This window comes from Methylomagnum ishizawai, assembly GCF_019670005.1.
Lineage (GTDB): Bacteria > Pseudomonadota > Gammaproteobacteria > Methylococcales > Methylococcaceae > Methylomagnum > Methylomagnum ishizawai.
Window position 1 is genome coordinate 1,652,884 of sequence record NZ_AP019783.1, and the last position, 12,983, is coordinate 1,665,866.

A 12,983-nucleotide genomic window follows, 5' to 3' on the forward strand; every position below is an offset into this window, starting at 1 on the left:
CCAAACCCTTCCCACCCGCCGTTGGCGTTAAAATGGCGGCTTCCCGCATCCCCCTAGCTAGGTTTCTCAGCATGATCGTTCGTAAAAACACCGTTGGCGTAAGAATAGGCGATGTCCAAATCGGCGGCGGCGCGCCTATCGTCGTGCAATCGATGACCAATACCGACACCGCCGATATCGACGGCACCGTCGCCCAGGTCGTGGACCTCGCCCGCACCGGCTCGGAATTGGTCCGCGTCACCGTGAACAACGAGGAAGCCGCCGCCGCCGTGCCGCATATCCGCGAGCGGCTGGACCGGCAGGGCTGCAAGGTGCCCTTGATCGGCGATTTCCATTTCAACGGCCACAAGCTGCTGGAAAAATACCCCGCCTGCGCCGAGGCGCTGGCCAAATACCGCATCAATCCCGGCAATGTCGGACGCGGCGCCAAGCGCGACCCGCAATTCGCCCAGATGATCGAATTCGCCTGCCGCTACGACAAGCCGGTGCGGATCGGCGTGAACTGGGGCAGCCTGGATCAATCGGTCTTGGCGCGGCTGCTGGACAAGAACGCCCAGCGGGCCGACCCGGAACCCTTGGAAGCCGTGATGAAGGAAGCCGTGATCGCCTCCGCGCTGGAAAGCGCCGCCAAGGCCGAGGAACAGGGCTTGCCGCGCAGCCGCATCGTGGTGTCCTGCAAGCTGAGCCGGGTGCAGGATTTGATCGCGGTCTACCAGAGCCTTTCCGCCCGTTGCGACTATGCCCTGCACCTGGGCCTGACCGAGGCCGGCATGGGCACCAAGGGCATCGTGGCCTCGACCGCCGCGCTGGGCGTGCTGTTGCAGCAAGGCATCGGCGACACCATCCGCGTCTCGCTCACCCCGGAACCCCAAGACAACGACCGCACCCGCGAAGTCATCGTGGCCCAGGAAATCCTGCAAACCATGGGGCTGCGCTCGTTCACGCCGATGGTCACGGCCTGCCCCGGTTGCGGGCGCACCACCAGTACCTATTTCCAGCAATTGGCCCAGGACATCCAAAGCTATCTGCGCCACCAGATGCCGGTGTGGAAGAAGCAATATCCCGGCGTCGCCGAGATGCAGGTGGCGGTGATGGGGTGCGTGGTGAACGGCCCTGGGGAAAGCAAGCATTCCCATATCGGCATCAGCCTGCCCGGCACCGGCGAAGACCCGGTGGCCCCGGTGTACGAGGATGGCGTCAAGACCGTGACCCTGAAGGGCGAGCGCATCGCGGAGGAATTCCAGGCGCTGGTCGAAAGGTATGTCGAGAGCCATTATGGCTCCGGGGCGCAGGCCCAGTAAGCTTGAGCGGCCCGGCGGCGCTAGGCCGTGCGGGCCGATGATCCCGCTTCCAAAGCCTCCAACCACGCCAATTCCCCCTCCCCGAACCCCGCCGCGAGCCGTGCTTCCCGGTTGAACGGTCCCCGCACCGCGCCTTTTACGTGGGTCCGCACCAGCTCGAAATAAGCCGCCTCCGGCTCCAAACCCCGCGCCGCGCAGACCTCCCGGAACCAGCGGGTGCCGAAAGCCACATGGCCGATTTCCTCGCGCAGGATCATCTCCAGAATCGCGACGCTCTCGGCATCGCCCAGTCGCCGGAGCTTCGCGATCATGCCGGGCGAGACATCCAAGCCCCGCGCTTCCATGAAGCGCGGCACCAGGGCCAGCCGCGCCAGCACATCGTCGGCGGTGGTTTCGGCCAAGTCCCACAACCCCCGGTGCGCCGGGCAATCGCCATAGGTGCCGCCGAAATCCTGGAGCCTTCGGTCCAGGGCGCGGAAATGCTTGGCTTCCTCGATGGCGACCCGCAGCCAATCCAGGCGGAATGCGTCGGGCATGTCGCGGAAGCGGTAGCCGATATCGAAGGCCAGATGGATGGCGGTGAACTCGATATGGGCCAGGGCGTGCAGGAAGGCGAGGCGTCCGGCGTCGGTGTGGAGGCCCCGGCGCGGCAAATCGCGGGGATCGACCAGACGGGGCCGCTCGGGAAACCGGACCGCGGTGGCCGGGCGGGGCGGTTCCGGCGCGGCGAAGTCCAGATGGCCGGATGCGAGCGCCGCCGCCGCCCGGTCGGTGGCGGCGAGCTTGGCGGCGATGGAGGGGGAATAGAGGCAGGCTTCCGCCAGGGCGTGGAAGGATTCAGTCGGCATAATGGGCGCTGGCCTGGATGACTTTGCGGTCCGGGCCGAAGCGCAGCACTTCGATCACCAGACGCCCGCCCGCCCCGCGATAATGCAGGGCGAGGCTGTCCACGCCGACCAAGGTGGCGATGGGCTCGAAACGCAGGTCGGGAATCAGCGCCAGCGCCTTGGCCCAGTACGCGCCCACCGCCGCCTTGCCGCGCAGCACGCCGGAAGGTTCCTCGGCCAGCTTTTGGATCATGGGCGAAGCCATCTCGAAGTCGTCGGCGTAATGCGCCAGGACGCGCGGCAGGTCGTGGTTGTTCCAGGCCGCCAGCCATTCGGCGGCGAAGTGTCGGGCGAAATCGGGGTCCATGGTCTGGGTCTCGGGATGGGGAAAAAGGGCATTCAGCCGGAAAACGGCCCGACATTCAAGACGCGGCGGATTTCGTCGGTCTTGAAGCCCAAGGCCATCGGACGCCGCACGCCGGGCAGCGCCACCACGTCATAGAGTTCCTCGACCATGCCGTCCAGCCGCAGGCTATGCACCAGATCGCCGCTTCTAAGGTCGATCACTTGCACCCCGCAACGCGGTTCCACATCGCGGTCGCGTAAGCGTTGGTCCAGGTCTAGCCCGGCGAAGGTCTTGTTATGGCGCGGCTTGGACAGGCCGACCAGGGCGTAAGACCCATGGAAACTCAGGCCGCGCAGATAGCCGGGACAGAAACACACCGGCTCGAAGCGCCCGGCGGCGGTATCGACAAAGCCGAATTCGCCGGTCCCGGAATTCAGCAGCCACAGCCTACCGTCATGCCAGCGCGGCGAATGCGGCATGGACAGCCCGGAAAGCACGGTTTCGCCGCTGCCGACCTCGATCACCACCCCGCCATCGCGGCGGCGGTCGCGCCAACCGTCGGCGGCATCGCTGCGGCTGACGGCGGTGACGAAGGCGGGTAGTCCATCGAGCATCGCCAGCCCGTTGAGGTGGCAGCGGTCTTCCGCCGCCAGCTTGCTGATGAAGGGCGGTTTCCAGACCGGCACGAAGCTATGGGCCTCGCTCAGCGTCGCGAGGCAACTGAACAAGGTGTTGACGAAGATCAAGCGCCCGTCGCGGTCCACCCCGAGGTCGTGGGCATCGACATCGCCCGTGGTATAGCCGACCTGCGGCAGGTAAAGCCGGTCGTAGCCGTCCTGGGCCTGGCCGGGTTCCAGCAGGTTCTCGAAGCGCCAGATTTGGAACAGGCTGCCGAGGTAGAGGCTATTCCCCTGGGCGCACAGGCCCATGCAGCGGTTGAAACTGCGTTCGAACAGGGATAGGCCGCCGTCGGGTTTCAGTCCCACGAAGAACAGCTTGCCGATTTGATAGGTGGTGAAGGCGAAGCCGATCCCGGTTTCCGCCATCCAGGCGGTGAGTTGGCGGGAAGCGGAGATTTCCAAGGACGGGGTTCGAGGGGATTCCATGCGTCGATTCCGGTGGGGAGGGTTAAAGCCAATCGGCGTTGACCCACACCTGGGCCGGGCCGTTCGCGAAGCTGTGGTAGGCGGTGCCGAGCAGGGTCACGGTGCCGCCCGCGACCCAGCCGCCATCGCTGAAATGGAGGGTGTCGCCCGCCGCGCCGTCGATGCGGAGGATGCCGCTTGCCGGGGCGAGGGCCCATACGGCTTGCCGGTCCAGGCTCAAGGTATTGTCCGCCGCGCTGCCGAGGTCGATGGCATCGAGCCGGCCCAAGCCGTACTCGGCGATGGCCGCGCCCAGGTCCAGGTTCAGGCCGTGGCCGTTGAAGATCAAGGTATCCGAACCCGCCGCCTGGGTTTGCAGCGGGGTGGTGCCGGGGCGGTCGCCTCCTGGAAGCAGCAGGTATTCGACGTTGGGCGGCAAGATATAGGGCACGGTGCTGACCGCCATATCGTCGCCACCGCCGGGGGCTTCGTCGATTTGGTCGCGGGGATTGTCCACCTTGTAGAGATCGTTGCCGCCGCCGCCCGCCATCGTGTCGATGCCCGCGCCGCCGTCCATCAGGTCGCTGTCGGTTCCGCCGTACAACGCGTCGCGTCCGCCGCCGCTGTGGAGTTCGTTCCAGCCATCCCCGCCGTACAGCGTGTCGTTGCCGCTCCCGCCGTACAGGAAATCGCCGCCCGCCTCGCCATACAAGCGGTCCGACCCACCGCCGCCCAGCAGGGTATCGTCGCCGTCCCCGCCCCAAAGCGCGTTGTCGCCCGCGTTGCCGGCCAAGTGGTTATCCAGGGTGTTGCCGTGGCCCGCGAGAGCGCTATTGCCTAGGAGCGCCAGGCGTTCGACCTCCGAGGCCAGGGCGTAATCGATCCAGCTTTGCACGGTGTCGGTGCCCTCGGCGGTGTCCTCCAGCACCGTATCGCCGGGGTTGTCCACGGTGTAGGTGTCGTTGCCCGCACCGCCCCGCATCAGGTCCGCGCCCGCGCCGCCGTCCAGGCGGTCCTGGCCCCGGTCGCCGATCAGGCGGTCGTTGCCGTCCAAGCCTTGCAGGGTGTCGTTGCCGCCCAGTCCTTCCAGGTAATCTCCTTGGCCGGTGCCGGTCAGCAGGTTGGCGGCGTTGTCCAGGGCGGTGCCGGGGGTGTCGTCGCCGACCCTTAAGCGGCTGCCGTCGGCGAAGCCGAAGTGGGTGGATGCGAGGTTCGCCAGTTGGGTTCTGGAGAGCGCGATGGCCTTGTCGGGGCCGGATAGCCACAGGTCGTGGCCCGCGGGGACGAGGCCCACCTCCGCCGCGCCCCAGGCGGGGTCGCCGAACCACAGGATATCCTGGGCCGGGACGAAAGCGAGGGTTTGCTGGTCGGCCAATGCGCCGAAGTCGTAGGTTGCCATGGGCGTATCGCGGGTGGGTGGCGGGATTCCGGGATCGGTGTCCGGGGGCTGGGGCGATTATAAACCCGGAGCCGCGGGGGGCGGGGGACGGTTCCCGACAGGCGGCGGGGTTGGGCGCGATACCGCCGCCGGGATAGGGTTGTGGCGTGTGCCGCCGCTAGACGGCGGTCAGGGTAGCATCCAACAGGAGATGGGCCACGCCGTTGTCGAATACATGGTAGGTGGTGCCGACCAAGGTGACATCCGCGCCTTGTACCCAGCCGCCATCCGAGAAGCGGTAATGATCCCCGGCGTCGCCGTCCACCTGGAGGGTGTTGCGGGTATCGCTGAGGTTCAGCATATCCCTGGTGGTGAAGGTGAGGGTATTGTTGCCGCTGTCACCGAGGTCGATTTGCTCGATGCCGGAGATTTGGTTGCGGAAATTCGCCAAATCCAAGTTCAGGCCGGAACCTGTCAGGGCCAGGGTGTCGGTGCCGCTGCCGCCGTCGATTTTCTGGAAGTCCAGGTCGGCGATTTGGATCGTGTCGTCGCCTTCCGCGCCATATAGCACGTCCGCGCCGCCGCCGCCCACCAGCGTGTCATCGCCCTGACCGGCCACGAAGCGCTCGGCGGTGTTGGTGCCGGTGAGGCTATCGGCGTTGCTGCCGCCCAGATAGGTGACATCGCCCGCGAAAGCCGGACCGCCGAACACCACATAGGACGAACCCAAGGACGGTTCGCCCACGACCAGATCGGCGAAGCCATCGCCGTTGACATCGCCCGCCGCGCCGACCGACCAGCCCGCGTTCCAGCCCAGTGGATCGCCTTGCAGGCGGAAACCGTCGTGTCCGTCCAGGGTGGACAGGTCCAGGGTGGCGGCGAAGCCTCCGGCCTTGCCGAACACCACATAGCCGGTCCCCGCCGAATTCGCGACCCCGGTTGCCCCGACGATGAGGTCGCCATAGCCATCGCCATTGATATCCCCGGCTTGGCTGACCGACCCACCCGCTTGATCCGAGGCATTGCCGCCGTCCAAGCGGAAACCGTCGGTGCCGTCCAGGGTGGACAGGTCCAAAGTGGCGGCGAAGCCCCCGGCCTTGCCGAACACCACATAGCTGGAACCGCCCCAGCTATTGCCGCTTTTATCGGAATAGGGTGCCCCGACGATAATATCCGCGAAGCCGTCGCCATTGACATCGCCCGCCGCCGCGCCCCTGGCCCCCGACAAGAAATTCAACGAGTATTCGCCGTCCAGGCGGAAGCCATTGCTACCATCCAAGGTGGAGAGGTCCAGCGTGGCGGAAAAGCCCGAGGCTTGGCCGAACACCACGTAGCCGAAGCCCACGCCGGTATTGCCCATATTGTCCACGCCGCTCGCGCCGATGAGCAGGTCGCCGTAGCCATCCCCGTTGATATCGCCCGCCGCGCTGACCGTATAGCCCACCGCATTCCATTCGGCCAGGCCATCCAGGCGGAAGCCGTTGGAACCATCCAGCGTGGTCAGGTCCAGCGTGGCGGGGAATCCTCCCGTCTGGCCGAAGACGACGAAACTGGAACCCGCCGTGAACACGCCGTTCGGTTGGGCGTCGCCGACCCCGACGATGAGGTCGGCCAGACCGTCGCCGTTCAGGTCGCCCGAGCCGCTGACCGAGGTTTGCACCAAGCCCGATCCCGTGAAACCACCCAGTTGGAAGCCATTGCCGCCGTCGAGGCTGGCGAGGTCCAGGGTCGGCGCGAATCCCCCGGCCTGTCCGAACACCACGGCACCCAATCCCGTGCCGGACGATCCGACGAAGATGTCGGCATAGCCATCGCCGTTCACGTCGCCCGCCGCGCCGACCGCCCGCCCGGTCCCGTCCAGGCGGAAGCCATTGCCGCCGTCCAGGTTGGCGAGGTCGAAGCTTGGCGCGAAGCCCCCCGCCTGTCCGAACATCACATAAGCGCTGCCCGCGCTGCCGCCATCGGACGAGCCGACGATCAGGTCGGCGTAGCCATCGCCGTTGACATCGCCCACCCCGTTCACCGCGTAGCCCGCCGCGCCGTCCAGGCGGAAGCCGTTGCCGCCGTCGAGCATGGTCAGCGGCACCACCGGGGAAAACTGGTTGATGACCAGTAGGATGTCGGTGTTCACACAGAGGGTGGCCGAACCCTGGGTATAGGTGTGATAGGCCCGGCCATTCAGGGTGGCGTCGCTTCCCTGGGTCCATCCCAGGCCGGCCTGCACGATGCCGCTAGCGCTCCCGTCCACCACCAGGGTGTCGCTGGTATCGGAGAGGTTTCGTAGTGCCGCCGCCGTCAGGGTCAGGGTATTGCCACCATAAGGGTGGTTGATACCGTAGGGGTCGAGATCGATAGCCTCAAACCCCGCGAGCCGCGACCCCAGCGCCGCAAGATCGAGGTTCAAGCCCATTCCGCCCAAAGCCAAGGTGTCGGTGCCGGTGCCGCCATCCAGGCTTTGGAAACCTAGGTCGAAGACGGTGAGGGTGTTGTCGAGCGCGTTGCCGACCCCGACGCTGTCCGTGTTGTCCAGGGTCAGGTTTTCAAGATTGCCGCCCAGCGTATAGCTGATCGAGCTTTCGACGGTGTCGGTGCCGGCGCCCGCCGCTTCCACCACGCCCGTTCCGGCATCGGTGACCCAATAGATATCGTTGCCGGTGCCGCCGACCAGGGTGTCGGACCCGCCGTTGTCGACCAGGAAGTCGTTGCCCTCCCCCCCGCTCAGGAGGTTGTCACCGGCATTGCCGTACAACGTGTTGTCGAGGCTATTGCCGGTGCCGTCGCTATTGCCCGTGCCCATCAACCGCAATCCTTCGACATTGGCGGGCAGGATATAGTCCGCCAGATAGGATTCCACGGTATCGCCGGGCCAGGAGGAGGGATTGGTTTCGACGACCTGATCGCCCGCGTTATCGACCACATAGTCATCGCCCCCATCGCCACCGATCAGGGTATCCGCGCCCGCCCCGCCGTCCAGCAGGTTGTTCCCGGCGTTGCCCGTGATGGAATTGTTCAGGCCGTTGCCCGTCCCGTTAATATCCAGCGTGCCGGTCAAGGTCAGGTTTTCGACATTGGCCGGAAGCGTATAGCCGACCGAGCTTTGCGCGGTGTCGGTGCCTTCACCGGCGTTCTCCACCACTTGGTCGCCGTTGTTGTCCACGATGAAGGTGTCGTTGCCCGCGCCCCCGATCAATTTGTCGGCCCCGGCCCCGCTGTCCAGCGTATCGTTCCCACCCAGGCCGTTGAGGTAGTCGCCCTGCGCCGTGCCGATCAAAGAATTGGCCGCGCCATCGGTGGCGGTGGCGGTGGTGGTGTTGTCGCCGATCAAAACCTTGCTGCCGTTGGCGAAGGTGAAATGGGTGCTGGAGACCTGGGCCAGCGCCACCCCGGTCAGCTTGACGGTCTTGCCGGCATAGGTGATCCAAAGGTCCGCGCCGTTCTGCGCGAAACTGCCGGAAGCGGCTTGTAGCCCGGCGTTATCGAAGTTCAGGAAATCGGTCGCGGGATTGAAGGACAGCGATTGATTGTTGGTCAGGGCGCTGAAGTTGTATGTGGCCATTTGCCATGCTCCTTGATTTAACCAAGTCAAGCGACACATTCGCGAAGCGAATATGTAACATATATATTCGGAAATGGATGATAAAGGAACGACTGGTCCCTGGGCTAGACCGGATCGTGCGATACCCAGACGATCCGGGCTTTTTTGTGAATCATGCCGCAAAAATACCCGCGCTGTGTCGTCATCCGTGCGGCATGAAAAAGCCGGTGGACGAAGTGGCTGGCACTTCATCGCGACCGGCTTTATACCGATGCCCCAAAATCTAGGGGCGGCAGGTTCCGCCCATCCAGGAGGGCAAGGCGCTACACGGCACCCAGCACCGCATTGACCAAAACATGGACCGCGCCGTTATCGAAGCTGTGGTAATCCACGCCCACCAGGGTCACGTCGGCCCCTTGGGTCCAGCCGCCATCCGAGAAGCGGTAATGATCCCCGGCGTCGCCGTCCACCCTGAGGGTGTTGCTGGTGTCGGACAGGTCGGCCACGTCGCGCCGGCTCATGGACAAGGTGTTGTCGCCCGTTCCCGTGAGGCTGATCCGCTCGATGCCCTCCAGGCGTCCGCGCTCATGGGCGAGATTGAGCGACAGCCCGCTCCCGTCGAGGGCCAGGGTATCGATCCCCGCGCCGCCATTGGCGCGGAGGAAACCGAGGTTGGCCACGCGCAGGGTGTCGTTGCCCGCCCCGCCCGAGAACGCATCCGCGCCGCCCTGGCCGATCATCAGGTCGTTGCCCAGGCCGCCGACGAAGCGGTCCGCCGCCGCGGTGCCGGCCAGGGTGTCGTCGCCGGTGCCGCCTTGCTGGACCGCCCCGCCGGTGAAATTCCGCCCGAACAGCACATAGCCGGAACCGGCGTTGTCCTTGCCGCCCGGATCGGCCCCCGGTGCCCCGATGGCCATATCGTCGTAGCCATCGCCGTTGATATCGCCCGCCGCGCTCACCGAGACGCCGAAATAGGGCGAGACCCCCACGCCGTCCAGGCGGAAGCCCTGGCTGCCGTCGAGGTTGGCGACATCGATATGGTCCGGGAAGCCGCCCGCGTGGCCGAACAGCACATAGGCGGAACCTTGGTAGGAAGAGGTGTGGGGCTGGTCGAACGCCGCCGTGCCGAACGCGCCGACCACCAGGTCGCCATAGCCGTCGCCGTTGATATCGCCGACCCCGGCCACGGCGATCCCCAACCGGTCCATCCATTCCGCGCCGTCGATGCGGAAGCCCTGGGTTCCATCGACCGGGTCGAGGTTCTGGGTGGGCGCGTAGCCTCCGGTCTTGCCGAACAGGACGTAGGCCGAACCCGCGCCCAGTCTTTGGTCGGGATCGGCCCAACTGGCCCCGATGCCGAGATCGGCGCGGCCATCGCCGTTGATATCGCCGATGCCGCTCACCGAGGTGCCCGCGTTCTGGCCGGCGCTGCCATCCAGCCGGAAACCGTCGGTGCCGTCCAATTGGCCCAGCGCCATATCGGCGGGGAAGCGTCCGGCCTTGCCGAACACCACGTAGCTGGAGCCGGAATCATGGCCATTGGCCTTGTTCCACATCGCCCCGACGATCAGGTCGCCGTAGCCGTCGCCGTTGATATCGCCCGCCCCGGCCACGGAGACGCCCGTTTCGGTGGAATCCGCGCCGCCTTGCATCTGGAAGCCGTCCTTGCCGTTGAGCAGGTCCAGGTCCGAATGCGCCGCGAACCCCCCGGCCTTGCCGAACACCACCGAAGCGACTCCCGCGCCGGGCGCGCCGATGATGATATCGGCATACCCATCGCCGTTGACATCCCCCGCCGCGCCGACCGAACCGCCCGTGAACGTCCACGAGCCCTTCCCGTCGAAACGGACGCCGTTGTCGCCGTCGAGCGTGGCGAGGTCGAACACCGCCGGGTAGCCCTGGGCCGTGCCGAACACCAGATAGGCCGATCCCGCCGCGTAGTCGTTGGCCGGGGTGGCGTGGGCGGCTCCGATCAGGAAATCGGCGTAGCCATCGCCGTTCACATCCCCGGCCCCGCCGACCGCGCCGCCGGTATAGGCGGACGGGTCCACGCCGTCCAGGCGGAAGCCGTCCTCCGGCGCGAGTTGGGCGAGGTCGGTCGCGGCGGGGAAACCGTCCGCCGCGCCGTAGATCACATAGGCCGAACCCACCGTGCTGAATCCGCCTTGGGGATCGGTTTCCGGAGCGCCGACGATGAAGTCGTCGTAACCGTCCCGGTTGATATCCCCGGCCCCGCCGACCCAGCCTAGCCCATCGCCGGGGGCCGCGCCATCGACCCGGAAGCCTGGGCTGCCGTCGAGCGCGGCGAGCGGCAGCGTGGCGTTGAGGTGGACCTGGGCGATGGCGGCGTCCAGCCAGAGGGCCGTGCCGTCTTGGGTATAGGTATGGTAGGTCCGGCCCTGGAATTGGGCGTCGCCGCCCTGGCTCCAGCCCAGGTCGGTATAGACCTGGTAGTCCGCGCCGGCCTGCACGATCAAGGTGTCGGTGCTGCTGGAAAGGTTCCGTACCGCGTCGGCGGTCAGCAGCAAAGCCCCGGAATTCCCGGCCTTGAGGATTTCGATGTCGTGGAGGCGCGGGCCGACCTGGGCCAAATCCAGCCGCGCCCCCGCGGGCAGGGCCAGGGTGTCGGTGCCGGTGCCGCCGTCGATGGCGGCGAAATCGAGGCTCGCCACCCGCAGCACGTCGTTGCCGCCCGCGCCGTAGAGGGCGTCGGCCCCGTAATCGCCGCCATCCAGGATGTTCTTGCCATCGTCGCCGACCAGGGTGTCGGCGAACCTTGTGCCGATCAGGTTCTCGATATGGAGCAGGGTGTCGTGGCCGGAACCCCCGCTGACCTGTCCCGTCGCCAGATTGGCCGCCACCCCCAGGGCGCCATAGGTGCCGGTGCGGAAATTCACGGTATCGACGCCCTGGCCGCCATCGATGACGTTGTCGCCGGGGCTGGCGTGGATCAGGTTGTTGAGGCTGTTGCCGGTGCCATCGCTGTCGCCCGGTGCCAATAGGCGCAGGCGCTCGACCCGGTCGGGCAGGCTGTAGGCGGCGAGATAGGAAGACACGCTGTCGATTTGGTTGGGATCGGCGTCGTGTTCGATCACGATATCGCCGGGATTGTCCACCACGTACACATCGTCGCCGCCGCCCCCGGTCATGAGGTCCGCGCCGCCCAGGCCGTTCAGGTAGTCCCGGCCGCCGCCGCCGATCAGCAGGTTGGGCAGGGCGTCGTTGGCGGTGCCGGGCGTATCGTCGCCGACCAGGAGCTTGCCGCCGTCGGGGAAGCTGAAATGGGCGCTGGAAAGCTGCCCCAGGGTCAGGTTCGCGAAGCGGATGGTCATGCCTTGGAGGGACAGCAGCAAATCCGCGCCGTCCTGGCGCAGGCCGAGGTTGGCGGCATGGTCGCCGGGCTTGTCGAACACCAGGATATCGGTCGCCGGATCGAAGTCGAGGGTCTGTTTGTAATAGAGCTGGCTGAAGGTGTAGGTGGTCATGGGATTGGCCTGGGCGGATGGGTGGATCGGATGAGGCCGTTTGGCTTGGCCTATGTTGGCCCGCGCCACGGTGCCCGCAAAATGGGGCAGACAGATTCCGCCGGTGGGAACCATGCCGGACTGGCGGCGGGGCCGGTCTCCACCCAGCGGCCCGCGCCAAACGCAAGGGCGGGCATGGAAACCCTGCCCGCCCTTGCCGGCGTATCGCCGGGGCCTCGCGCTCTGGAATGGATGCCCGAAGCCTATCCCGGACCCGGTTTATTCTCGTGGGTATGGAGCACCCACCGCTCGACCTGGGCCACCGCCCATTGGTTGGCGGGGCGGGCATTCAGGCGGGAAGCCAGGTTTTTCTTGGTATGGGTCCAGATGCACGATTCCCCGACCCGCCGGATGCCATCGGTCCCTTCGGGCCATAACGGGACCAACCATTTGGCGGTATGGCTGAGCAGGACAAAAGGCCATCGGTTCTTCTGGCCCAGCACCGCCAGTTGCGAATCGGCCCCGGCGGAGAAGGGGAAATGCTCCGCTTTCACTTTGCAGTACCGGGCGTCCCACGCCGCGATCCCGGAGCCGACGGCGTGGACATAGGTGTCTTTTTTGAGCGTTCTTTGATAGGAAATGATTTTGCTGACATCGGTGAAGTCCGGGGTATCCGTGAACAAATGCCCATGGAATCCACAGATGGTGGGGCCGGGGTATTTGCGCAAGCCGGCCACCAAGGTTTTGGCATAATCTTCTGGATAGGCGATATCGTCGTCTATGCTGAGGATAATCCCTTCCTCGATAGATTCGATCATGGCGAATTTCGCCTTGGGATATCCCCGTTGGCTGAATTTCAAGGTGATTTTATCGTGGCCGGGTCCGCTCAAGAAATCGGGGGGTTCGCGGTGGCCGTCCAGGCAAAGGTAGAGGTGGTCAACCTGGGGCAGGATCGATGCCACGACTTGCGATAGCATGTCTTCCCGTCCTGGAATGCTGGATAGCGCGGCGTAAATGGGTGGGTTCATATCGAATCGGTATCTTGGG

General features: G+C 65.9%; 8 protein-coding genes. 1 reads left to right on the top strand and 7 read right to left on the bottom strand.

All coding sequences use genetic code 11. The features are described 5' to 3' along the window. Positions 1-71 precede the first annotated feature (71 nt). Positions 72-1,301, top strand: coding sequence for a flavodoxin-dependent (E)-4-hydroxy-3-methylbut-2-enyl-diphosphate synthase (gene ispG, locus K5658_RS07625; RefSeq protein WP_085212566.1), 1,230 nt, complete (start codon positions 72-74; stop codon positions 1,299-1,301). 20 nt (positions 1,302-1,321) lie between these two features. On the opposite strand, the gene K5658_RS07630 is transcribed toward ispG, so the two are convergent. The 7 genes from K5658_RS07630 to K5658_RS07660 all read right to left on the bottom strand — a co-directional run bounded on the left by K5658_RS07630 (position 1,322) and on the right by K5658_RS07660 (position 12,964). Continuing rightward, positions 1,322-2,149: a ferritin-like domain-containing protein gene (locus K5658_RS07630; RefSeq protein ID WP_221066347.1), complete on the bottom strand. Its 828-nt coding sequence runs from the start codon at positions 2,147-2,149 to the stop codon at positions 1,322-1,324. Continuing rightward, a complete protein-coding gene (locus K5658_RS07635; protein ID WP_221066349.1) occupies positions 2,139-2,495 on the bottom strand; it encodes a nuclear transport factor 2 family protein in 357 nt (118 codons plus the stop codon). The genes K5658_RS07630 and K5658_RS07635 overlap by 11 nt, the downstream gene beginning before the upstream one ends. Positions 2,496-2,527: 32 nt before the next feature. Then, on the bottom strand, positions 2,528-3,580 hold the full coding sequence (locus K5658_RS07640) for a TIGR03032 family protein (RefSeq protein ID WP_221066350.1): 1,053 nt from the start codon (positions 3,578-3,580) through the stop codon (positions 2,528-2,530). Between the two features lie 22 nt (positions 3,581-3,602). Beyond that, positions 3,603-4,958 (bottom strand): calcium-binding protein, encoded by a 1,356-nt coding sequence (locus K5658_RS07645; protein ID WP_221066352.1) that lies wholly within the window; start codon positions 4,956-4,958, stop codon positions 3,603-3,605. A 157-nt stretch (positions 4,959-5,115) separates the two neighbouring features. Next, positions 5,116-8,493 carry a beta strand repeat-containing protein gene (locus K5658_RS07650; RefSeq protein ID WP_221066353.1) on the bottom strand — a complete coding sequence of 1,126 codons (3,378 nt, stop codon included), beginning with the start codon at positions 8,491-8,493 and terminating at the stop codon, positions 5,116-5,118. A gap of 302 nt (positions 8,494-8,795) precedes the next feature. Beyond that, entirely contained in the window at positions 8,796-11,957 is a 3,162-nt protein-coding gene (locus K5658_RS07655) for an integrin alpha (protein ID WP_221066355.1), read from the bottom strand. A gap of 242 nt (positions 11,958-12,199) precedes the next feature. Continuing rightward, positions 12,200-12,964: a hypothetical protein gene (locus K5658_RS07660; RefSeq protein WP_221066357.1), complete on the bottom strand. Its 765-nt coding sequence runs from the start codon at positions 12,962-12,964 to the stop codon at positions 12,200-12,202. Positions 12,965-12,983 lie beyond the last annotated feature (19 nt).

Excerpts from the sequence above, each read along its gene's own strand:
- K5658_RS07630 (WP_221066347.1), bottom strand. The coding sequence starts at position 2,149 with ATGCCGACTGAATCCTTCCACGCCCTGGCGGAAGCCTGCCTCTATTCC.
- K5658_RS07640 (WP_221066350.1), bottom strand. The coding sequence starts at position 3,580 with ATGGAATCCCCTCGAACCCCGTCCTTGGAAATCTCCGCTTCCCGCCAA.
- ispG (WP_085212566.1), top strand. The coding sequence starts at position 72 with ATGATCGTTCGTAAAAACACCGTTGGCGTAAGAATAGGCGATGTCCAA.
- K5658_RS07645 (WP_221066352.1), bottom strand. The coding sequence starts at position 4,958 with ATGGCAACCTACGACTTCGGCGCATTGGCCGACCAGCAAACCCTCGCT.
- K5658_RS07635 (WP_221066349.1), bottom strand. The coding sequence starts at position 2,495 with ATGGACCCCGATTTCGCCCGACACTTCGCCGCCGAATGGCTGGCGGCC.
- K5658_RS07655 (WP_221066355.1), bottom strand. The coding sequence starts at position 11,957 with ATGACCACCTACACCTTCAGCCAGCTCTATTACAAACAGACCCTCGAC.
- K5658_RS07650 (WP_221066353.1), bottom strand. The coding sequence starts at position 8,493 with ATGGCCACATACAACTTCAGCGCCCTGACCAACAATCAATCGCTGTCC.
- K5658_RS07660 (WP_221066357.1), bottom strand. The coding sequence starts at position 12,964 with ATGAACCCACCCATTTACGCCGCGCTATCCAGCATTCCAGGACGGGAA.